Genomic DNA, 23330 nt, shown 5'->3' on the forward strand with positions numbered 1-23330 from the left:
ACACGCGGGCTCGACGTGGGCCATCGGAACGATTTGTGAAAGCCCTCTTGCTTGCGCTGTTGACGTGGACGGCGCTGCTCACGTGCGCCGCGTGCAGCAGCAGCCCCAGCACGAGCGACGGCCAGGATAGCCAAACGAACGAGAACATCGGGAGCACGTCGCTCGCCTACAGCACCGCGTATCAAGTCACGTGGAGCGGCAATGCGACGATCCCCACGGGTTGCCCCGCCTCATGCTCCGGGGGTACGTGCATTTGTGGAACGCAGACCAGCGCGTGCATCGGCGGCCCGGGGTGGGGCGATCGGAACTTCACCGATACCTCCCCGCCCAACGCCGTCATCACGTCGGTTCATCTGGATATCCAGGAAATCGGCTGTGCCGCCGGCACGGTCACCGCGTTCCTCAACGGTGTGCGCATCGGCGCCTACCAGCCCACGGCGACGTGCGCGTGCAACGCGTGCGATCCGCCGCAGGCCGTGCAGTCGCAGCGCTACGAGCGCGGTTTCCCCAGCTACAACTATGGAGGCGTCAATACCCTGAGCCTCGTGGCCTCGTCGGGATCGCCCTGCCTCGCCAAGGTGGATATCCGGGTCGATGGCACCACCGCGCGCTTGGGCATCACGCCCGCCACCTACACGTTTGGGAGCCAGCGGGTCGGCACCACCAGCGCCGCGCAGACGTTCTCGGTGCAAAATCAGGGAACGGAAGACCTCTCGGTGACGTCGTTCGGCACGACCGGGAGCTTCGCCATCCAGAGCGCGCCGGGGACCCCGTTCGTCTTGGCCGCCGGACAAGCGGCCGCCGTCGCCATCGCCTTTGCGCCCACCGCATCGGGGCCCGCCAGCGGATCGCTCACGGTCACGAGCACCGATGCGCGCCCGCCCGTGGTGGTGCCGCTGGCCGGAACCGGGGTGGCGCCCGCGGTGGCGGCGTCGCCCAATCCAAAGGACTTCGGCCCGCTCCCCATTGGCTCCAATGTCAATGGGATCGTGACCATCACCAACACGGGCAACGATACGCTCAGCGTCTCCGACATCGCCGTGCGCGGGCCGGAGGCGAGCGAGTTCACCTTGGTCGCGCCGCCCATCGCGCCGCGGATCCCGGCGGGGCAATCGGTGCCGCTCACCGTGCGCTTTGCGCCCTCGGGGCACGGGTTTCGGTCGGCTGAAATCGTCATCGTGAGCGACGCCGCCAACGAGCCCACCTTGCGCTCGGCCCTCGGCGGGATCGGGCAAGGGCCGGCCATGGAGGTGGCGCCGCTCTCCGTCGACTTCGGCGGCGCCAACGTGAACACCAACGCGGCGCCGCGCGCGGTGGAGGTGCGGAACGTGGGCGAAACCCCGCTGCGCATCGCATCGGCGAGCTTCTCCAATGGCGACTTCGGTACGCAGGCGGCGTTTCCGCTCGACGTGGCGCCGGGCGGTCGCGCGGAGCTGGCGCTCACCTTCCGGCCCTCGGCGGTGGGGCAGCGAACGGCGAGGGTCACCCTCACCTCGAACGATCCGCTGAGGCCCACGGCGGAGATCGAGCTCGCGGGGGAGGGCACCTCGCCGACGGTGAGCGTCACCCCGCCCTCGGTCGACTTTGGCGACGTCCGCGTCGGCTCCCCGCCGCTCGCGAAGTCCGTCACCATCGCGAACACGGGGACGGGACCGCTGGTCATCACCCGCGCCGTGGTCAATGGCCCCAACGCGGCGCAGTTCCCTCTCTCGCCCGTGACCCTCCCGCTCACCATCGCGCCGGGCCAGGAGAGCACGCTCACCGTGACATACGGACCCACCGCCGTCGGCGCGAGCACCGCGACTCTGTCGCTGGACTCCAACGATCCGGCCAGCGCCACGGTGGCGGTGCCGCTCGCGGGCAAGGGGGTCTCGTCGGTCATCGCGCTGCAGCCCAGCATGCTCGACTTCGGAGCGCAGCTCGTCTCGCGCACCTCGGCCGCGCGCACGGCCGAGATCACGAACACGGGGACGGCGTCGCTCAACATCACGGCGCTCACCTTGGGCGGCGCGCAGCTCGACATGTTCGCGATCGCGAACGCGCCGGACTTGCCCGCGACCGTGGCGCCGGGCGCCAAGCTCGCGCTCTCGCTCACCTTCAAGCCCACGGCCATCGGCGCGGCGGCGGGCGAGCTGGCGATCGTGAGCGACGATCCCACCATGCCCCGCGCGGTGCTCACCCTCAAAGGGAGCGCCGTCTCGCAGCTGCTCTCGGTCACGCCCACGTCGCTCGACTTCGGGGTGCTCAAGGTGGGCGCCAAGGCGGCCGCCAAGCCGGTGACCATCACCAACACGGGCGGCGATCCCATCGCGCTGACCGACGGTGTGCTCGAGGGTGCGGGCGCGTCATCCTTCGAGGTGACCCGCCTCACGGGCTCGCTCGATCCCGGAAAAACGGCGACCGTCAATGTGACCTACACCGCGCGCGCGGCCGGCGACGCCGTCGCCACCTTGAAGCTCGGCGCCACCGACACCGCCATCCCCAAGGCCCAAATTGCGCTTCGCGGCCGCGGCGTCTCGTCGCTCCTGGTGGCCGACGCGACCGCGCTCGACTTCGGCCGGATCAACGTGGGCGAGAAGGCGCAGCCGAAGGAGATCACCCTCAAGAACCAATCGAGCGGCGCGCTGGAGATCGGGAGCATCGCCATCGACAACGAGCAATTCGCGGTCGATGGAAGCGTCGCGCAGCTCGCGGCCGGCGCGAGCGGCAAATTCACGGTCGTGTACCAGCCGACGAAGCCCGGCGACGCCAAAGGGACGGTGCACGTGATCCTCAAGGGCGCGAGCGCCGACGAGGTCACCGTTCCGGTCAGCGGAAACGCCGTGGGGCCCGCGAAGGACGATCCCAACAAAGACGACCCCGACGGAAGCTCGGGCAGCGGCGGCAGCTCCATCTACGGGGGTGGGTGCGGGTGCCGATCGGCGGGGGACGCACCGGCCGGCGGCGCGCCCGCCGCGTTCAGCGTCGCCGTCGGGTTGGCGCTGCTCGGTTTGCTCAGGCGCCTTCATCCCCGAGGAGGACGCGCAAGTCTTCCTCGGTCAGCCCCGAGAGCGCGCTCGCCCCGTCGTCGATCACGGCGCGCGTGAGGTCGCGCTTCTTGGCCTTCAGCGCGAGGATCTTCTCCTCGATGGTGCCGCGCGCCACCAGCCGCACCACCGTCACCGGTTTGTCCTGGCCGATGCGGTACGCGCGATCGGTGGCTTGATCCTCCACCGCGGGGTTCCACCACGGATCGCAGTGAATGACCGTATCGGCCGCCGTCAAGTTGAGCCCCGCGCCGCCGGCCTTGAGCGAAATGAGGAACAGCGGCGCCGTCCCCTGCTGAAAGCGCGCGACCACCTCGCCGCGCTTGGTGGTCGAGCCATCCAGGTACTCGTAGAGGATACCCTCCTTGTCGAGATCCCGGCGCCACAAGTCGAAGAGCTGCACGAACTGCGAAAAGACGAGCGCGCGCCGGCCCTCCGAGACGAGCTCGCGCACCAGCTCCAGGAACGTCTCGCGCTTGGCGCTGGGCTTCTCCGAGAACTGCGCGTCGATGAGCCGCGGATCGCAGGCCATCTGCCGCAGGCGCACCAGCCCGGCGAACACGGTCATGGCCACCGGGCGCTTCTCGATCTCGATCTTGCGCTTCAGGCTCAATCGCAAGGTGTGTGCAAGTGCATCATACATGCGTTTGTCCTCCGTGGTCAGCGAGACGAAGCGGTCGATCTCGGTCTTCGGCGGGAGCTCGCGCAAGACGTCGTTCTTCGTGCGGCGGAGGAGGAACGGCCGCACGATGGAGCGCAGCTCGGCGGCCACGGGGCTCTCGCGCTCGGCGGCCATCACGCTGGAGCGATTGGCCACGATGGGGCGCTCGAAGCGCTTCTCGAACGACGGCGCCGATCCGAGGATGCCGGGGTTCACCAGCGACATGATGGACCAGAGATCGCGCAGGCGGTTCTCCATGGGGGTGCCCGTGAGCGCGAGGCGCATGGCCGCGTCGATCCCGGCGGCCGCTTTGCGGGTGGCGCTGTCGGCGTTCTTGACGTTCTGCGCCTCGTCGAGGACCAGGCCGCGAAATCGAACGGCGGCCAGGGCGTCGAGATCGCGCCGCAGGAGTCCATACGTGGTAATGACGATATCCGTCTCGGCGATGATCTCGGGCGAGAGGATACGCTCTTCGCGCGAGAGGCCATGGAGCAGCCGCACCCGCAAATCGGGCGTGAAGCGCTCGCTCTCGCTCATCCAATTGGTGGCGACCGAGGTGGGGCACACGACCAACGACGGCGCGGGCCCCTCCGCCTCTTTTCGCCGTAGCAGGAACGCCAAGGTGGTAATCGTTTTTCCAAGCCCCATATCGTCGGCGAGGATCCCGCCGGCGCCCAGGGACTGGAGGAATTGCAGCCACGACAGGCCGAGCAATTGATACGGGCGCAACGTGGCTCGGAGCCCCGAGGGCAGATCGGGGTTCTCGGCCACGGCCAGCGCGCGCAGGCGCTGCCGGAGCGCCTCCACCGCCGCGTCCATTTGGCCGTCGTTCTCCTCGAGCCATCGATCGAGGCGGCCGAGCTGGTGCGGGGGAAGGGACGCCTCCGCCCGTCCGGCCATGATTTCGGCGGCTTCGTCGGCGACGGTCTCGATGGTGGCCGAGATGCGCGCGAGGGTGCCGTCGCTCAAGGAGACCCAGCGCTGCTTTCGCTCCAACGCCGATTGAATGGTCATGAGCTCGACGGGGAGATCGTCGGTGCGAAACTCGAGGCGCGTCTTGAGCCAATCGCCTTCGAGCGCGATGTGCACCCGCCCCGCGATGGGCGATCCCACGCGCACCTGCGCCAGACGTCGCGCGAGCTCCACCTCGATGGGCGGGCGGTCGCTGGCGCGGAGCGCGACCAGCCCGTGCTGCCAGAACGTCACCGCCGCCTCGCCGCGCGCGAGCAGCATCCCATCGGCGCGCCAGTCGAGGCCCTCCTCCTCGTCTTTTTCGGGATCGCGCGCGACCAGGCCGCACCGCAGTACGGCGTCGCGCGCGCGAGATTCGCTCTCGCGGTCGCGGCCCTCGTCCACCTCGCAGAGGCCGTCTTGGGAGAAGAGCGAGATCTCGCGTTTGCGGTAGACCGCCATGAGCACCCCCTCGATGGCGAGGGGCTCGCCCGACAGCCGCAGCACCAGCCGCGGGGTCTCCACGGGCGGAAGACCGAAGGCCTCGGTGGCGGGCAGCTCGATCCCGCGGCCGCGCGCGGCCCGATGAAGGCGGGAGCCCGCGTCCTTCATTTTTCCCTCGGGCACCACCAACTTCGGCGCGCGGACGAACTCCTCGGCCAGATCGAGATCGACCCCGTCCGCCACGCGAAAGATGGCGCCCGTCTTGGTCCACACGAACGGAAAAGGGCCGCTGAAGAAGGCCGCGTCCTCGGCGGGGATGCGTTTGCTGCGTTGAAAGTCGGGCGGGGCGAGCGGCGCGCCGTCGTCCTCGCGAATCCAGAACGCCTCGAGCACATTGGCCTCGCCCAGCTCGATGCGCGGCTTCACGCGCGGCGTGCGAAAGTCGAGCAAGCCCTTGTAGCCCGCGGCAAAGATCCCACCGTGCGCGCGCATCGCCTCGATGGTGAGCGACGCATCGACCCCGCGCACCTGCACCACCTTGCGCGCGAGACCGTGGTCGCGCACGTATTGAAGGACGCGGCGGTCGCGGCTCTGAAAGTTCGAGAGGGTCGCCAGCTCCCGCGGCGCCAGCAATTTCCGCTCGCCTGCGGGGCGAACGAAGATGCTGAGCGTGGCGCCGCGCTGGGGATCGCTGCGATCGCCATAGGCGCGCCCCTCGGTGCGTTTGGGGGCATCGAACGGGGTGGCCGAAATTTCGATGGCGAGCTCGCCGGCGGCCGGCGCGAGCCACGCGCGCAACCCTCGCTCGAAGGCGCGATCGCGTTCGAGCGCCCGCCGCGTGGCGAGGGCCCCTGCCGCGGCCTCGCGGGTATCGGCACCTTCGCGCAGCGCCTCGCGAAGGGCCGCCGAAGACGCAAGATCGACGGCCAGCACCGTCGCATGGATGCAGGGGCCAAATGTCGACGAGCAGCGCGAGCAGCGGGCGAGCGGTAGGTTTGCGTCCTCCTCGGACTCGGGCATGCGCAGCTCGGCGCGCGACCCATCGTCGAGGGTGGCCGTGACCGCATCGCCGGCGATGGCCGGGGGGACCGTGTAATCGAGGCTGCTGGTCAGCGCGAGATCGAGGGTACGGCGACCCGCGAACCGGGTCAGCATGTAGAGCTCGAGGCTTTCGAGCCACTGCCCGACGGGAATCACGGCCGCGGAGGTTAGCTCAAACGTCACGATTCGTCGTGCTGACTCACGCGGGCACGATGGCCGATCGCGGGGTGCGGCATGTTTTCCGCGGTCAAGTCGGGCACGGCCATGGGCTGCCGGACCGGCGAGGGCTCGCATGCCACGCATCGGCTCGCTATCTCGCCAGGCGAGCCTCTTACCTCCGCGCAATCGCAACTTCTCGAACCGCTCGATGGTCATCCAACCGGGCGACTGGCGTCACCCGATCGCGCGCCATACCGATGCCGCTAGGAGGTCTTCCTTATACCCGATTGGCGAGGAGATCGAGATTCGACGCGGAGAGCGGAAGAGGAGGTACAGGATGCCATCGCGGAACCTGCGGCAGTGGAAGTTCGTGTTTGTGGGGTTGTTGTCGTTCGCACTTGTAGCGCTATTGGAGCGGGCCGCGCGTGCGGATATCACGGTTACCAAAGCCCGTATTGGTTGCCTGGACATTCAGCTCGATGGGAACCTCACTGGGCTCGTCGCGCAAGCGTGCAATCACCGGACGGAGTGCTCCTACAAGGCACCCACCGAAGAGCAGTACCGGCGTGCGGGGGTACGAGCGGCGACGCGCTCGTTCTGTACGCAGGGGATGGAGATTATCTATAGCTGCGGCAATCAGGGTGACGCAAAGCGAGTCCAGGTCCCGGGCGACGCTTGGAATCAGCCTCCGGCGCGCCTCGCGTGCGACGGAATGACCGTTGCGACTAACATCGAGCGCGTGAGCAACCTGTCCGACGAGTCGTGCGATGCTCGGTGGCCGAGCAGCGACTACTTCTTGGCGCCTGCCGAGATGCTCGACTGGACGCCGCTCGCGGCCGATACGTTCCCTGTTCTGAACCACCCACCGCCGCCGGCGACTCGCGATATGTACCATACGACGAGCTCACGCCCCGGCTCCCCGGCCAGCACGATTGGCTCCAATGAAGGACGCCTCATCGATTATTTGCGCAAGCTCGCCGCCCGTCGTGATGCGACCACCGCGCTGTGCGAAGCGGCCAAGGCCTACGCGGGCAACAGCGCTGGCGGCATCGCGGGCAATCGGCCGACCGGTGAAAATTTCGGCAATGCCATGGCCGAGCTCGCGGTCACCGGCCGAAACGCCTTTGCGACTTTCCGCAGCGCGAACCCGACGCTCGATTCGATGAAGCGCGCGTGCGCGGGGGTGCCCGACGCACACCTGAATCGGGCGCTCGACCGTGCCTATGCGGTCGCCAACGTGCTCCGAGTGCGGAGCACGCACGCGACGCCCACCGCCGTGCGCCGCTTCCTCGGCTGGCTCGGTGTATCGGGGGAGGACGACAAGCCTTATCGCCCGGTCAACGTTCCCACGGCACCGTTTCCGCAGTTCGACGTGTCCGTCGATGTTCGCGGGCTCGCCGGTTCGCTCGGCGCCATCCAGACGCGGTACATGATCGCGCACGCCCGGCCGCCGCTGTTTCGGCAGGGGCCTTCGCTCGCGAAGGGTGGCGCACGCGAGGTCTTCGGCGATCTCGAGCCGGCGATTGCGCCCGATGCGCATGTCCTCATCTTCATCCATGGGATGGACTCGCGCGCCGAAGAGGCGTTGAAGCTCACCAAAGCGATGCACGCGCTGGCACGCGAGCCCGGCGGGAAGAATTGGACCGTCATCGCCTTCGATATGCCATCGAGCGGCTACGCCGAGAGCATCGATCACGACCTGTTCGGCAACGCGGGCGATGTAACGTGCCACCGCACGCCGATGCTCGACTTCCTCGAGAGCTACGTCGTGAAGCTCGTCGACGCGATCGATGCCCAGGTGGGCGGCCAGTTGAAGCCGCGCATCCGCGCGGTGGTCGGCGGGAGCCTCGGTGGCAACATGTCCCTTCGCCTCGGCCGCCGCGCGGCTCTCGGCACGCAGCCCGCAGCGCCTTGGTTGCGCAATATCGTGCCTTGGTCGCCGGCATCGATCTGGTCTCCCATGACGAACCGCAGCGGCGTGCTTGCCGGTTGCGACGCGGGATGGGACGCGAAGAACGACTTTGCGGTTGGCTGGCCGCGCGGCATGGCCGAGAAGCCCGAGTCGCCAAACGATCGTCGAAACCTCTTTTACGGCGTCTTCGACTTCGCCCCTCCTGGCGACCGCCCGCAGGCGCAGCACTGGTGGCGCGACGATTGGTCGTGCAAGAGCGCCGTGACCACCGCCTCGCGCGTCGAGCGCCAAGAGACGTATGACGCGCTCTTTCGCCGCTACCGTTGGCGGCTCGCGGCCGAGCAGCTCGCGTTCAGCCACCGTCAGAATCGAGGGCCCGATGCCACCCGGCCGTCGCTGGCCGATCCGCTCTTCCTCTACAATGGGACCCGCACGTTGCTCCTCGCGGGCGAGCTCGACGCGGGAGCGAGGCTTGGGTACTGGGCGAACGAAACCGCGCCGCGCATGACGAACACGCCGGGACTCTTTCGCTTTCTCGCACGCACGGGTCACTCCCTGCACGACGAGCGACCGGCGTGGCTCGCCAGAGAGATCGTGAGCTTCCTGAACGGCGATCCCAACCCGCCACGTTGAGCCCGGAGCACCCTCGTTGGCACTTGACGACGGCCCCGGTTGCCTTCATGTTGCCGCTGCCGCGTACCAGTGGCGAAAGGAGGTGCATCGTGGACGATCTTGCAAACATCCGACTCCAAGGCATCTCCGCAGAGCGTCCGTAACGTCTCCGTCTGCCGTATCCGCCGTTGCATTCGTATCGCACGGCACGGCTCGGCTCGAGGTAAAGCGCGCTTCGCGGGGCGTGATGTTTTACCTTTGGTTTTGGGGCCGAGTGGCATGCGACGCGAAGACGAAAGCACTGGATTCCGACATATTCGTTTGCAGGATTTGATTTTGGAGGAGCTCCGCGGGCTCCTTCGTGACGACATTTCCGATCCCACGCTTCAAGGCGTGTGGATTACCGCCCTGGTGTTGTCGGTCGACTACCGACACGCTCGGGTTCACTTTGCGCTGCGCACGACAGAAGAAGACGCTCGCGCGAGGCGCATCTCCGTCGAGCGCGCGCTCGCACGGGCCATCCCATTTTTGCGCGCCCGGCTCGCCGACGCCATCGACATCAAGCGCGTACCCGATCTGCGCTTCGTGTTCGATGCGGCGGCGATTCCTCCGGACGAGGAAAAAGACGGAAAAGAAGAAAAAGAAGGACGCGACGAACCGTGAGCCGCATCGTCTTCGAACCGGAACGGGGCCAACGCGTCCCGGTCCGGATCTGGGCGCGCGCGCTCGGCGAGGCCACATTGCGGCAGCTTCAGCACATCGCCTCGCAACCGTATGTGGTGGAGCACGTGGCCGCCATGGCCGACGCGCACGTGGCCGAAGGGGTGGCGGTGGGGACCGTCTTTGCGACGGAGCACACCGTCGTTCCGAGGGCGCTCGGCGGCGACTTGGGGTGCGGCATGTCCGCCGTTCGCCTGGGCGCGCGCTCCGATTCGCTCGACCGGCGCGCCCTCGAGCGGGTCATAACCCAGCTTGGAAAAGCCATTCCAACCGGCGATTCCACCCACCGCGGGCGCGGAGTTCCCGTCCCCGATCCGCTCCTCGCCGAGCCGCTCTCGACGCGCGCACTGGAGCACACCCGCGAGGCGCTCACCCGCCGCCACCTCGGCACCTTGGGCGGCGGCAATCATTTTCTCGAGCTGGAACGCGATCCGGAGGGATACCTCTGGGTGCTCGTGCACTCCGGATCGCGCGGTCTGGGTGCAGCCATCGCGGCGCACCACGCCCGCGCCGCCGAAGCCGTTCCACCTGCCACGGACGAGGCCTCCGCACGGGGCGCCCTCGCCGGTCTCGACACGCGAACGGAGCACGGCGCGGCGTACCTTCGCGATCTCACGTGGGCCCTCGCCTTTGCGCGCGCCAATCGCGCCGCGCTCCTCGCGAGGGCGCTCGACGTCCTCTCCGATACGAGCCACGCCTCGCACGGCGCCGGCGAGCCGCTCGTCGACATTCACCACAACTTCGTCGCGCGCGAGCGATGGTTCGGTCGCGAACTCCTCGTTCATCGAAAGGGCGCCGTTTCCGTTCCATCCGGCACGATGGCGCTCATCCCCGGATCGATGGGGACGGCGAGCTACATCGTGGAGGGCCTGGGGCACGAGGCCGCCTTTGGATCGTGCTCCCATGGCGCCGGGCGCGTCATGAGCCGCAAGGAAGCACGGGCGCGCATTCGTGCACCTGCGTTTGCGCGATCCATGCGGCGCGTCGTGTACCCGAAGCACCTCGAAGCTGGCTTGGTCGAGGAAGCGCCTGCGGCGTACCGCGATATCGTTGAAGTATTGGACGATCAGGGCGATTTGGTGCGCCGCGTCCTGAGGCTCGAACCGGTCGCCGTTCTCAAAGGATGAACGGCCTAGGTGGGTTGCCGAAGGAAGAATTTGGCAACCGGGCCGTACGAGGGGTCGATGTCGTCGATGTCGATGAGAAGTCAAAGGACGGCCCCCCGAGGTGCGCTTATGAGCTCATGCGTCGAATTGTTTCACCTCGTAAGCCCGTTGGTGGATTTCCCCCATGTTTTCCTGACCGAAGACTTGGGGGAGGCCCCTCGCGTGCGCGAAGCCATCGAGCGGGCTTTTCCAGATGTGCATTGGTTGGGGGAGCGCGGCCTCGTGGTCGACGATCCCACGGGAACGACGGCGGAGATTATCCTTTGGCGGGATGGTGTAGGTGCAGTGGATACGGGGGTGGTCGACCGAATCGCCGTGGCCATCCACGACGGCGGCGATCCCATGTCCATCGTCGCGCCGTTGTGCCTGATCCATGGGTGGACCGCGTGCGACAGCACCTTGCAACTCATCGACTCCGAGAGCGGCGTTCGGCGCATCTGGAGCTCGGAGCGTCTGCGCAACACCATCTAGCGCAGTCCAGCGCCATCGTTCGCCGGAGCTTCCGGTTCCTTAACGCGATTTCACGATAAGCGATTTCACGCTTCGAGGCCCGCGCTGCATCGCGCGGGCCGCGGTTCGGCAAGCGGTATGCAAGTGCTCATGGCGCGGTGCCGGCTCGTCCGAAATCGGTGGCCGCGGTGAGCTCTTTGAGACAACGTGGAGTCATTCGACCTCCCGATGGGATCCTGCATGCGACACCCAAAGGAATAGAATGACCCTCGACAGGTTGTCAGCGCCATGAAGTCCCGCAAATTCGCTTGGGGAATTTGGCTCGGGTTGATCGGCATTCTGGCCACGTTCGCGGTGCTGCGCCTCCGCCGCGGAGACACCGATCAGCGAGCTGGAGAGCAAGATGCGCCCGCGGCCACGGGCAACGAGACGCCCTCCGCGAGCGAAGCCATCGACGATAGCGTGCTGCCTCGCGCCACCCTCGCAGGTCGCGTGACCGATCCCGCGAAGCGACCCATCGCTGGCGCCTCCGTGTGCGCCTTCGCCGCGTCCGAGAGGTTGGCGACGGCCGAGACGCGCCAACCGCGATGTGTCGTGGCCGATCCCGAGGGGCGCTATCGGGTCAGCGATCTCTTTGCGGCGAAGTACCGGGTGAGCGCCTCGGCGCCGCAGCATCAACCCGCCTTTTGGTACGATGCCGCCGCGGGCAAGGGCGATTTGGAGTTGAAGCCCGGCGAGGCCCGCGAGAACGTCGATATCGTGCTCGACGCGGGCGGCGTGCAGGTGCGCGGCCGGGTCAAAGACATCAGCGGCGGCACCATCCACGCTGCGATTGTCACCGTATCCTCGTCGGGGGGCGGCAACGCGGTGGCCGAGAGCAACGCGGAGGGCGAGTGGCAGGTTTGGGTCGCGCCGGGCAATCTCCAAGCGGCCGCGATGGCCAATGGATATGCAGATGGAACGAAAGAGGGAATCGCGCCCGGGCAGTTCATCGAAATCGTGCTCACGCCGGAGTCGGTCCTTCAAGGAAAGGTCGTCGAAGCAGGGACCGAAACGCCCGTCGCCGGTGCGCGCGTTTCGGCCGGTGCTGGCGCGGGCGAGGGCTTTTTCCCGATGGCCGCCATGCCGTTTGGCGGTCCGGGCATGCAGGATGGCGCCACGGCGGTCACCGACGCCGAGGGGCGCTTTCGCATCGCGCGGCTCTCGCCCGGTCGCTACAAACCGCAAGCGACGGGCGCGCATCGCTGGGGCACCGCGCGTGAGAGCGTCCTGCTCGGCGTGGGCGAGACCTCGTCCGAGCTCGTCATCGAAGCGCACCCCGCCCTGTCGGTGAGCGGGAAGGTCGCGCTCTCGGAGAAGCAGGCGTGCTCCGAAGGCGTGGTGAGCTTGGCGGATAAAACGTCGCTCGAACGTCGGGTGGGCGCCATCGAGCGCGATGGGCAGGTGCGCATGGAGGGCGTGCTGCCCGGAAAATACGAGGTGGACGTCCGATGCTCCGAGGGCGCATCGGAGGACAAATACGAGCCGGTCGCGGTCGCCGACAAAGACGTCTCGGGGCTGGTGTGGAAGGTGGCCGCGGGTGGCGCGGTGCGCGGCGTGGTCGTCGACTCGGGCGGCCAACCCGTGGCGTCCGCGCACGTGCTCGCGCGGCCCAAAGGCGGCGATCCGCGCGCGCGCACGAACTGGGGAAGCGCCGCGACGGACAAGGACGGCACATTTCGGATGCGCGGGCTGACGGCCGGCACGTACGCCTTGGAGGTGCGCCACCCCGCGTACCCTTCGCCCAAGGAGCCCATCGAGGTGAAGGTCGACCGCGACGTGGACGGCCTGCGCATCACGTTGCCCGCCGGGGGCATCATCGAGGGCACGGTGATGGACAACGGCGGCGCGCCCGTCGCGGGGATGAACGTGCGGGCGCAGGGAAAGAGCTTCGAGTGGAACCGCACCACCACCCGCGACGACGGCACCTTCGTCCTCAAGGGTTTGTCCGCCGGGGAGTACCGCGTCTGGGCGGAGCAGGGCTTCGGCGAGCGTGTGCGCGCACCCGGAACGAGAGACGAAGACGCGCAAGGCACCCCGGCCACCGTGCGCCCCGGCGAGACCGCGCGCGTGAAGCTGGTGGTCGAGAGCCGAAAAGGCCGGATCCGAGGGCGCGTGGTGGGCGAGGCCAACGAGCCCCTGTCCGACGTGTTCGTCGACGCCGAGCGCGAGTCGGAGGACCCGAGCAGCGCCGAGGGCAGCGCGCGCCGCAAAATGCAATGGGGCCGGCGCGCTACCACGGTCCTCGCGGAGCTCGATGGGAGCTTTACCATCGACAAGCTGGCGCCGGGTACGTACACGGTCCGCGCGTACCGAAAGGGCGGCGGCGAGTCGGTGCTCGAGAAGGTGCGCGTCGGGAGCGAGGTCACCCTCACGATCCGCACGGCCGCGTCGATCGCCGGCACGGTGGTGGGCGCCGGAGGAAAATCGCCCGAGCGCTTTACGGTGTCGGCGCGGGACATCAAAACGGGATTTGCCCGTCAGGAGAGCTTCTTTCGCACCCATGGCGCCTTCGCGCTTCGCGAGCTGGCGGCCGGCAAATACCAAGTATCGGCCGAAGCCTCCGAGGGGCGCGCGCTGGCGGAGATCACCTTGGCGCAAAGTGAGAAACGGCAGGGCGTGCGCTTGGAGTTCGAATCCAACGCCCGCGTGCGCGGTCAGGTGATCTCGCTGGAGTCCGGGGAGCCTTTGGCGGGCATGTACGTCTCCGCATCGCCCACCAAGGGAGGTCCGAGCGGCATGGCCATGATGGGCGATTCGGATCGAAAGAACATCACCGACACCAATGGTCGATTCGAGATCGAGAACTGTCCGGCCGGGCGCGTCTTCATTTTTGCATCTCCGAAGGATTACCGATCGTCCGAATACGCGTTTGCCAGCGTGCCCGCGACCATCGAGGCGGGAAGAACCAACGAGATCCCACCCGTGCGCGTCCCGCGCCGCCGGACGAAGGGCTTCGAGGTGGGAGGCGATTTGGGCTTTTCGATCCAGCAGAGCGCGCCCGGCTCGGACATGGAGCAAGCGCGCGTGACGGTGAGCGTGGTGCGCCCCAATGGGCCCGCGGCCAAGGCGGGGCTGGTGGCAGGGGACGAGATCGTGTCCGTGGACGGCTACAGCGTCGCTCCGCCGAACATGGGCTTGTATCATGCTTTGAGCCGGGTCGCGGAGGGAACGCGTGTGACATTCGGGTTGGCCCGCGGCGGCTCCGTGGTCGTCCAAGCGGAGAAGCCTCTGTAGGCGCTGTCACCCGCCGCGCCCCTGCGCCCCCTGTGCCCTAGAAAAAAGCGCAAAAATTACGGCGCCGGTCCAAACCGCTTGCGATGGATACGGGGCGGTTTACTCATGGAGGGATGAACCAGGATGTGTCGACTGCGACGTTGAACCTCCGATCGGGCGGGGCCATTCCGCAGATCGGGCTCGGTGTGTGGCAGATGTCGCCACACGTCACGCGAGGTGCCGTCCTCAACGCGCTTCACGCCGGCTATCGTCACATCGACACCGCACGCATCTACGGCAATGAGGCCGAGGTCGGCGCCGCCGTGCGCGAAAGCGGAATACCCCGCGAAGAAATCTTCGTTACCACCAAGCTCTGGAACGAAGACCAGGGGTACGAGTCCGCGCGCCGCGCCTTCGATACGAGCCTTCGCAAGCTCGGCCTCGACTACGTGGATCTTTATCTCATTCACTGGCCCGTCAAAGAAAAGCGGCGCGAGTCCTGGCGCGCGCTGGAGAAGATCCACGCCGACGGCCTCGCGCGCAGCATCGGCGTCAGCAACTTCCTGGTCAACCACCTCGAAGAGCTCTTGGGCGACGCCAAAGAGCGCCCGGAGGTGAATCAGATCGAGATCCACCCCTTCTTGCAGCAGCGCGACACGCGCGCGCTCTGCGCCAAATACGGCATCGTGGTCGAAGCCTACAGCCCCCTGGTCCGCGGAAAACGCCACGACAACCCTGTGCTCCGCCGGGCCGCCAAGCGCGTTGGCAAGACGCCCGCCCAGGTCCTCCTTCGATGGGGGATCCAGCACGGGCTGGTGATCATCCCCAAATCGGCCGACCCCGGGCGTCAAAAGCAGAACGCCGAGCTATTCGACTTTTCCCTCGACGCCGAGGCCATGTCCGCCATCGACGCCCTCGAGCAAGGCCAAGCCACCGGCTGGGATCCGCGCGATCAGCCGTAGCGCGCTCTCGTTCGTTCGCCGTTATTTCTCGGCGCGACAGAGCGCGCCCTCGGCGGTGTCGAGCCAGTAAATGTATTTGTCGTCGACGGTGAGCCCTTTGGCGTATTGGTCGCGCAGGACGGTGACGGTGGGGCCGCCGGCTTTGGGGACGCGGTAGATGCCATTGTCGGGCGCGTCGCGGTCGATGAAGAACACCGACTCGTTGTCGAGCACCAAGCCGGTGGGCGATGAAAATCCGGTGGCGAGCGTCTCGGGGGCGCCGCCGCCGATCGAGACGCGGCGGATGGTCGCCAAGTTTTTCCCGCCGCCATCGGCCCAATAGAGGTAGGTCCCATCGCTGACGGCCGAGAGCGCGCTCACGGCGCGCGCGATTTCGACGGGGGCGCCGCCGCCGGCGATCGACAATTTCATCAATCTTCCCGACTCGGGGTAGTAGACGTTGCGCGCGTCGGCCGCGACGAACAGCACGCGCGCGGGATACGCCGACGCGAGCCGGGCCGGCTTGCCGCCCGCGAACGGCATACGCATCACGTCGAGCATCGCTTTGTCGTCGCTCGGCGCGAGGAACAAGAGGTTCGTCCCGTCGCTCGCGACCGCAGGCTCGGCGGAGCCGATCACCTTGGGCGCGATGGGCAGAGGCGGCGGCCAGCTGGTGGCCACGCCCTGCGGCGAACCGAGCTTCACCAGGCGATCGATCGGGCCGTCGCCCGGCGACACCAGGAAGAGATCGCCCCGCACCACCAGCGGCCCCCCGCTCATCCGCTGCTTGCTGGCGATGCGCACGCGCTCACCCGCATTCCAAAGTGGAACGCGCAGAACATCGAGCTGCTCGTCTTGCTCGCGCGAGCCCGAGACCGCATCGACCACGTACGCCGAGGTGCCATCGATGGCCAGCGCGCGCGGCTTCTTGAAGCGCGCGATCACCGTGCGCTGGGCCGGCTTCGGCGCCACCGATTCGGGCAGCGCGGCCAGCGCGCTGTTCGCACCGAGGTTGGTCGTCGCCTTGGTTCGCTCGAGGAGACGATCCAATCGCTCTTGGTCATCGCAACCGAGACCGAGGCTGCAGATCGCGCCCATCACGAACAAAACGCACACGTTCCCCGCGTGCCGAGGGATTTGCACGTCCATCACGCCGCTCCTTCTCGTTACGTTTTCGGCAGGATCGGCAGGGGGCTCGTTAGGTCGATCGCTCGCGATCCCTTGCCCGACAATTGGCTAATGGCCGCTTCGCGGCGACGCTTTCATGGAAAAAATCCGCCGGCGCACGAGCCGCGCCGGGCACGACCGCGCCGATTCATGTATGCGACATGTATTCGAAGCCCATCGCGCGCATCTCGCGCGCGCGCGCAATCACGAACACCCGAACACCCGAACACCCGTCAGCGAAGGACGCTCCCTTGCCCCTCGAAAATGCCGAGCTGCTTCGCGTCGTGATCGCCCCAGCAGCGAATGCGCTGATTCTTGAGACGCGCGCAGGTGTGCCGGGTCCCCGCGGCGATCTCCACGGCGTCGCGTGAGATGACCTCGACCGGCGGCCAGCTGTGATCGTCGCGTCGGTAGTTGCCCCAGCAATAGACCGCGCCCCGATCGGAGAGCGCGCAGGTGTGCCCTTCGCCCGCCGTCACGGCCACCATGCCCGGCGGCAACTTCTCGACCTGCTGCGGGCGCATATGGGATTTCTCGTCGACCGTCCCCAGCCCGAGCTGCCCCTGGTTGTTGCGTCCCCAGCAGCGAACCGTCCCGGAGACGATGGCGCACGTGTGGTCGCTGCCCGCGGTGACGGTGCTGACATTCGCGTCCAGCCCCGAGACCCCGACCGGCTCGCTGGAGTTGGCGTTCGTGCCGTCGCCGAGCTGCCCGTACACATTGGCCCCCCAGCATTTGAGCTCGTCGCTGGTGGTGATCGCGCACGCGAAGTACCCGCCCTGCGCCGCGGCCACCGCGCGGGCCGGCCTCGCTCTCTTTGGCGCGTCCCGCTTGCCGAAGGGGATCGTCGTGGGCTCGGCGGTCTGGCCCACCGTGTTGGAGCCCGAGCACTTGGTGTTTTGCTCCGCGGTGACGGCGCACTGAAAATACGTGCCCATCGCGATGCTGAGCGCCTCGGAGAACTCGGCCACCCTCCCGGGCTCGTAGCGGATGCCGTACGGAACGATGTTGCCGCCGGTGTTATCGAACTCGCTGTGACCCCAGCAGACCGCCGAGCGATCCTTCTTCAAGGCGCAGTGCGCAAACCCACCGCCGAAGATGGCGTCAATCCCGATGTCGAGGCCCCGGACCTGCAGGGGCTCGGCCGACGTCGCGATCTTGGCGTCCCCGATCCCGAGCTGTCCGTGACCGTTATCTCCCCAACAGAGCACCTGGCCCTTTTCGGTGAGCACGCATGTGCTGGTCGACCCCGCGGCCAGCCGGTTCGGCCCGAACCCAAACAGCGGCGTGGGGTTGGGTTCCGGGTTGGAGCCGGGACCGCCATCGGCGCCCGCGCCCGTGTCGAGCGGGATGGGCGGCGGCTCTCCGGCACCGCCTGCGCCCGGCGCGCCTTCCTTCGCATCATGGAATTTGCCCACTTCGGAGTTCGTGATGCACGCCCCGAGAGCAAATGCGAAAACGGCGAACAAAGAGGATTGCGTGTTGCTCACGGCACGAGTGAGGATCCCGCCCGAAGGAATCTTTCAGTGAAACCCCGCCTCCGTTGACACGAAGCCTAACATGGAACGGCTTCGTTACGTATTTGACGTCGAGATCCGAACGCCCATTTGTGTCCGTTTGGCCTTTTTGTTCGCTCTTTGTGCGCTGATGCACACACGGCCCGCCAGCGCGCAGGGCACACACGGGCGGACTTCGTCCCTTAGTTGGGTGCGTCTGCAAGGGGCGGAAGGTTGCATTGCCACCAACGCGCTCGCCCAGGCGGTCGAGAGCCGCCTCAGACGAAAGGTGTTCGTCTCCCCGTCGCAGGCCGACGTGTCGGTCGAGGGGCACGTTCTGCAGTCGAAGTCGGGTAATCCCCCCGAGTGGCGCGCCGTCCTCACCGTTCGCGACAACCGGGGAAACCTCATTGGAACCCGGGAGATCGAGGCGGCCGGAAGCTCCTGTTCGGCCCTCGACGACTCCCTCGTCCTCGTCGTCTCGATTTTGATCGACCCCGAGGCCCAGCTCCGTCCGGGGACCCCGCCCCCCGAGCCCGCGCCGCCGCCGCCGTCGTCTCCTCCTCCCCCTCCTCAAGTGATCGTGCGCCAGGAGAGGGTGCTGGTTCCCATCCCCCCGCCCAATCCCTGGCGATTCGGCGCCAATGTCGGTGGTGCGTTTTCGGTTGGATTGCTGCCGAGCGTGGGGGTGGGGGTCACGGGCGCGGTCTTGATCGAGCCGCCCGGTTTTTGGGGCATTCAAATCTCGGGCACCTCGTGGCGCAGTGCGTCGGTGGATATTGCAAACGGCGCGCGGGCGCAGGTGCAGCTCGCTTACGGAGGTGTTGCGCTTTGCCCGCTACGTCTGGAGGTCGGACGATTTGCATATCGGGCGTGCGTGGGGGCACAATTTGGATCACTGCAGAGCCGGGGGCAGTCCTCGGACGCGAACAAGTTCCAGCAGTTTTCCGATGAGAAATTGGCCGTCCATGCATTTTTACCGAGTCGCTTTGATTTCCGGCTGGCGGGGCCCATGGTTGCCAGCCTCGGCCTCTCCTTAATCGTGCCCATCGTGCGAACGCGACTCAGCTATGAAGACAGCCGAGGCATGGATCAGACCATTTTTCAGCCGGCTCCGGTGGCAGGTGCGACCGATTTGAGTATTGCCCTGACCTTTCCCTGATAAAAACCGATGGCGTGGCGCACCAAAACATTGGACCGACGTCATGGCTGTCTACGCAGCAACGGGAGCCCGGGTAGTTTGGTTAGTTTGGTCAGCGCCAGAGGAGTGTTTTGACCCCGCCCTCCGGTACGTCTTCGGCCGCAGCGGCCGACGTGGAGCGACTATTTCGCGAACACGGTCCATTCGTGTGGAGGTCTCTGCGTCGGTTGGGGTTGAACGACTCCGACGCGGACGATCTTTGCCAAGAGGTTTTCGTGATCGTCTTTCGCAAGATTCAAGATTTCGAACAAAAGTCGTCGCTGCGGACCTGGCTCTATGGGATCGCAGTCCGTGTGGCGCTCGCCCACCGGAGGAAGGCGCAGACGCAACGTGAGCTTCCGACCGCAACGCTCCCCGAGGTCGAGACCAACGACGGCCCCCACGATCGATTCGCCGAGCGCGAAGCCCGCAAGTGGCTCGACATGGCGCTCGACACCCTCGACGAAAAAAAACGCGCCGTCTTCGTCCTGTATGAGATCGAGCAGCTGTCCATGAACGAGGTGGCGCAAGCGCTGGAGTGTCCGCTCCAGACGGCTTATTCGCGCCTGCACGCCGCACGCGAACAGGTCGAAGCTTTCTTTCGACAGACGACGAAAGGACAAGTCGAGTGAAGTCCGATCGTGATCCGCCCCAACGCCTCGCGAACTCGACCGAGCTACCCGCGCTCCGCCGCGCGCTCGATGCTGCCCGCGCCGACGTTCCCGGCAAGGAACGCATGGGGATCATGGAGGTGGGGCTCGCCGCGAAGCTGACGGCGCTCGGCACCGGTCTTACTGGAGGAGGCCACGGTTCGCAGGGCGGAGGCGATGGCGGCGCGACCGGATCGGGCGCAGGCGCCGGAGGTGGAAGCAGCGGTGGTGGAAGCGCTGGCGGCGGGGTCGCTGGAGGCGGAATCGCTGGAGGCGGAGCCGCGACGGGTGCCGCAAGCGGCGCATCGCTCGCGGGCGGTGGCGTCACGACCACGGCGACGGCCACGGGGGGATCCCTCGCGGTGAAGGCACTCGCCATCAAGACGCTCAGCGCCGTAGTGGTTGCCACCGGTGTCGCGACGAGCGGTTGGTACGCGGCGCACCGAAGCACGCCGGCATCGCCTCCCGTCGCCATGAGCATCGCGCCTCCGCGCGCTCCCGCGCCGCCCGCAGCATCGGCGCCGCTCTCCGAAGCGCCCATCGCGGAGCCGCCCGCGATCGCCAAGCCCGTCGAGCGCGCGCCCTCCGCACCGAAAGCTTCCGCGCACGCGGTGAACGGGGCAAACGCGGCAAACGCGGCAAACGCGATAGGCGCCACGGGCCCGGCGGGCGGCGCGCACGCGGTGAACGCATCGAGCGTGACGGAGATCCCGAACGAGTCGGAGTCGGCGATGCTCGGGCGCGCGCAAGATGCGCTCGCGGGCGATCCGAAGAAGACGTTGGGCTTGTGCGATCTTCACAAGGAGCGCTTCGCCAATGGTGCATTGGCGCAAGAGCGCGAGGTGTTGGCGATCGATGCTCTGGTGCGTATGGGCCGTCGCGACGATGCCGAGGCGCGCGCGGGGCGATTCGATCGGTCGTATCCGGGATCGGCGTACCGCAGTCGCATTGCATCGATATTGACGCGATGAGTCGCTGATACGTGCGGATGCACCGTTTACATAGCGGCCTATGGTCGTCGTAGATCGCTTGGAAACGAGGAACGAAATGGGTGCATCGATATCGACCGATGAGTCGCTGATGCGTGCGGAAGCCCCGTTTACATAGCGGCCTATGATCGTCGTGGATCGCTTGGGAGCGAGAAACGAAATCGTGCATCGATATTGACGCGATGAGTCGCTGATGCGTGCGGATGCACCGGTTACATAGCGGTCTATGGCCGTCGTGGATCGCTTGGGAACGAGAAACGAAATGGGTGCATCGATATCGACCGATGAGTCGCCGATGTGTGCGGAAGCCCCGTGTACATAGCGGCCTATGATCGTCGTGGATCGCTTGGGAGCGAGAAACGAAATCGTGCATCGATATTGACGCGATGAGTCGCTGATGCGTGCGGAAGCACCGTTTACATAGTGGCCTATAGTCGTCTTGATCGCTTGGGAACGAGAAACGAAATGGGTCGATCGGTATCGACCGATGAGTCGCTGATGCGTCCTTTCGCGTTCTCGGCCGCACGGCTTGCGGATGCACCGTTACATAGCGGTCTATGATCGTCGTGGATCGCTTGGAAACGAGAAACGAAATGGGTGCATCGATATCGACGCGATGAGTCGCTGATACGTTCGGGTGCATCGGTTACATAACCGCCTATGGTCGTTGTGGGTCGCTTGGAAACGAGAAGCGAAATCGTTTCATAAAGTGTGAAAGGGAGCTGCACTCAAGGAAGCCCTCTGGACGACTTGCGTGCCCGCCGCGGTGTCCGAGGAGCGTGTCTCTCACCTCCACGTCAAGAGGTTTACCCATGCGTATCAAGCACCGTATCGTTCGCGGCATCCCCGTCCTCTCCGGCGCATTGTTGTTCGGCGTCTTCGCCGTTTCGTCCGCGGGTTGCGCAGCGGAGGGCTCGTCCGGCGACTCGGAGGCTACGGCCAGCACGGCCAGCTCGTTCGAGGCCTGGGAGAAGACCGTGTATCGCGAGGCCGATACCGGCATCTGGATCGTCAATGGCGATACACCGATCAACGACGCGGGCGAGCTGCGCGCGTTCTACGAGCAGCACGTGCAAAAAGGCGCGCTGATTGTCGACTACCGCAACGGCAAAGACTCCGCGTGGAGCGCCACGCGCAAGCTCAATCTCACCTATTGCGTGAGCAAGTCGTCCTTCGGCAACAATTACGATCGCGTCGTCAAGGCCATGGCGGCCGCGGGCGCCGCCTGGACCGCGGTGGCCAACGTGAAGTTCGTGCACGTCTCTGGGCAAGACGGCAATTGTACGTCGAGCAACAACAATGTGCTCTTCAACGTGCGCGTGGGCGGCTCGGGTTTCTCGGGGCGCGCCTTCTTCCCCAACTACGGGCGCCGCGATCGCGAGGTGCTCGTTGGACCCACGGCGGCCGGCGGTACCAACCCGGGAAGGCCGGAGACCCTGACGGGGCTCCTTCGCCACGAGCTCGGTCACACGCTCGGCTTCCGTCACGAGCAGACGCGGCCCGAGGCTGGGACCTGCTTCGAGGACAACAACTGGCGCGAGCTGACGGATTACGACTCCGCCTCGGTCATGCACTATCCGTGGTGCAACGGGACCAACCAGGGCGATCTCGATATCACCGACCTCGACGCCCAAGGCGCCGCAGCCCTCTACGGCTCCCCGCGCTGACATGGCGCGTCCCGCGCTCGGGACATCCGATGCAGTGATACCACGTGTCTTGAACATCACGCGCCGTGATAACCCCCTATGAACATCACGCGCCGTGATAAACGGCGTTCGCAACATCACGCACAGTGATAACACACGCCTGCGGCGCGTAACAAAAGCGATGAGGTGAAGGAGAGGACCTTCACCTCATCGTCGATCCGGCGCACGCGAGCGAGCTCCAAGCCTTCATCGACGCTGGGCATCACGGGCAGTGATAACGCAAGCCTGCGGCGCTTAAGAAAACGAATCCAGCGCACGCAAGCGAGCTCCAGGCCTTCATCGACGCTGGGCATCACGGGCAGTGATAACGCAGGTCTGCGGCGCTTAAGAAAACGAATCCAGCGCACGCAAGCGAGCTCCAGGCCTTCATCGACGCTGGGCATCACGGGCAGTGATAACGCAGGTCTGCGGCGCTTAAGAAAACGAATCCAGCGCATGCAAGCGAGCTCCAGGTCCTTCATCGACGCTTGGGCATCACGGGCAGTGATACGCAAGCCTTCGGTGCGTAAAAAAAAGGATCCAGCGCCCGCGAGCGAGCTCCAGGTCTTTCATCGACGCTTGGGCATCACGGGCAGTGATACGCAAGCCTTCGGTGCGTAAAAAAACGGATCCAGCGCCCGCGAGCGAGCTCCAGGCCTTCATCGACGCTTGGGCATCACGGGCAGTGATAACGCAAGCCTGCGGTGCGTAAAAAAAGCGGATCCGGCGCCCGCGAGCGAGCTCCAGTCCCTTCATCGACGCTCGATTTCATGGCTGTGTGACGAATCCGCTCGTCGTGGCCGATGTGCGGAGGGGGAACGAACG

The 23330-nt window shown here is 66.5% G+C and carries 15 protein-coding genes and 1 pseudogene; 11 read left to right on the forward strand and 5 right to left on the reverse strand.

The window, feature by feature from the left end; genetic code table 11:
* Positions 1-35: 35 nt before the first annotated feature.
* A complete protein-coding gene (locus tag LZC94_00620; protein WXB15782.1) occupies positions 36-3086 on the forward strand; it encodes a choice-of-anchor D domain-containing protein in 3051 nt (1016 codons plus the stop codon).
* On the opposite strand, the gene LZC94_00625 is transcribed toward LZC94_00620, so the two are convergent.
* The gene (locus LZC94_00625; GenBank protein WXB15783.1) at positions 2995-6306 is read right to left on the reverse strand and encodes a DEAD/DEAH box helicase; all 3312 of its coding nucleotides are present in this window, start codon (positions 6304-6306) and stop codon (positions 2995-2997) included. The genes LZC94_00620 and LZC94_00625 overlap by 92 nt on opposite strands.
* 313 nt (positions 6307-6619) lie before the next feature.
* On the opposite strand from LZC94_00625, the gene LZC94_00630 reads away from it, so the two are divergent.
* The 6 genes from LZC94_00630 to LZC94_00655 all read left to right on the forward strand — a co-directional run bounded on the left by LZC94_00630 (position 6620) and on the right by LZC94_00655 (position 15359).
* Positions 6620-8827, forward strand: coding sequence for an alpha/beta hydrolase (locus LZC94_00630; protein ID WXB15784.1), 2208 nt, complete (start codon positions 6620-6622; stop codon positions 8825-8827).
* Positions 8828-9127: 300 nt separating this feature from the next.
* On the forward strand, positions 9128-9469 hold the full coding sequence (locus LZC94_00635; GenBank protein ID WXB15785.1) for a ribosome-binding factor A: 342 nt from the start codon (positions 9128-9130) through the stop codon (positions 9467-9469).
* Entirely contained in the window at positions 9466-10653 is a 1188-nt protein-coding gene (locus LZC94_00640) for an RtcB family protein (protein ID WXB15786.1), read from the forward strand. The genes LZC94_00635 and LZC94_00640 overlap by 4 nt, the downstream gene beginning before the upstream one ends.
* A gap of 108 nt (positions 10654-10761) precedes the next feature.
* Positions 10762-11163, forward strand: coding sequence for a hypothetical protein (locus tag LZC94_00645; protein WXB15787.1), 402 nt, complete (start codon positions 10762-10764; stop codon positions 11161-11163).
* 267 nt (positions 11164-11430) lie between these two features.
* The gene (locus LZC94_00650; GenBank protein ID WXB15788.1) at positions 11431-14418 is read left to right on the forward strand and encodes a carboxypeptidase regulatory-like domain-containing protein; all 2988 of its coding nucleotides are present in this window, start codon (positions 11431-11433) and stop codon (positions 14416-14418) included.
* Between the two features lie 113 nt (positions 14419-14531).
* Positions 14532-15359, forward strand: coding sequence for an aldo/keto reductase (locus LZC94_00655; GenBank protein WXB15789.1), 828 nt, complete (start codon positions 14532-14534; stop codon positions 15357-15359).
* 21 nt (positions 15360-15380) lie between these two features.
* On the opposite strand, the gene LZC94_00660 is transcribed toward LZC94_00655, so the two are convergent.
* Entirely contained in the window at positions 15381-16490 is a 1110-nt protein-coding gene (locus LZC94_00660; GenBank protein WXB15790.1) for a hypothetical protein, read from the reverse strand.
* Positions 16491-16738: 248 nt separating this feature from the next.
* On the reverse strand, positions 16739-17995 hold the full coding sequence (locus LZC94_00665) for a hypothetical protein (protein ID WXB15791.1): 1257 nt from the start codon (positions 17993-17995) through the stop codon (positions 16739-16741).
* 529 nt (positions 17996-18524) lie between these two features.
* Here LZC94_00665 and LZC94_00670 point away from each other — a divergent pair.
* The 4 genes and pseudogenes from LZC94_00670 to LZC94_00685 all read left to right on the forward strand — a co-directional run bounded on the left by LZC94_00670 (position 18525) and on the right by LZC94_00685 (position 22487).
* Positions 18525-18629, forward strand: a pseudogene (locus LZC94_00670) (energy transducer TonB).
* A 746-nt stretch (positions 18630-19375) separates the two neighbouring features.
* The gene (locus LZC94_00675; GenBank protein WXB15792.1) at positions 19376-19813 is read left to right on the forward strand and encodes an RNA polymerase sigma factor; all 438 of its coding nucleotides are present in this window, start codon (positions 19376-19378) and stop codon (positions 19811-19813) included.
* Positions 19810-20802 (forward strand): hypothetical protein, encoded by a 993-nt coding sequence (locus LZC94_00680; GenBank protein ID WXB15793.1) that lies wholly within the window; start codon positions 19810-19812, stop codon positions 20800-20802. The genes LZC94_00675 and LZC94_00680 overlap by 4 nt, the downstream gene beginning before the upstream one ends.
* 830 nt (positions 20803-21632) lie before the next feature.
* A complete protein-coding gene (locus tag LZC94_00685; GenBank protein ID WXB15794.1) occupies positions 21633-22487 on the forward strand; it encodes a M57 family metalloprotease in 855 nt (284 codons plus the stop codon).
* Positions 22488-22603: 116 nt separating this feature from the next.
* Here LZC94_00685 and LZC94_00690 read toward each other — a convergent pair whose 3' ends face one another.
* Positions 22604-22987, reverse strand: a complete 384-nt coding sequence (locus LZC94_00690; GenBank protein ID WXB15795.1) for a hypothetical protein — start codon at positions 22985-22987, stop codon at positions 22604-22606.
* A gap of 13 nt (positions 22988-23000) precedes the next feature.
* Positions 23001-23261 (reverse strand): hypothetical protein, encoded by a 261-nt coding sequence (locus LZC94_00695; protein WXB15796.1) that lies wholly within the window; start codon positions 23259-23261, stop codon positions 23001-23003.
* Positions 23262-23330: the final 69 nt, after the last annotated feature.

The sequence above is a fragment of the Sorangiineae bacterium MSr11954 genome (genome assembly GCA_037157815.1).
In the GTDB taxonomy this organism is placed as follows: Bacteria; Myxococcota_A; Polyangia; order Polyangiales; family Polyangiaceae; genus Pendulispora; species Pendulispora albinea.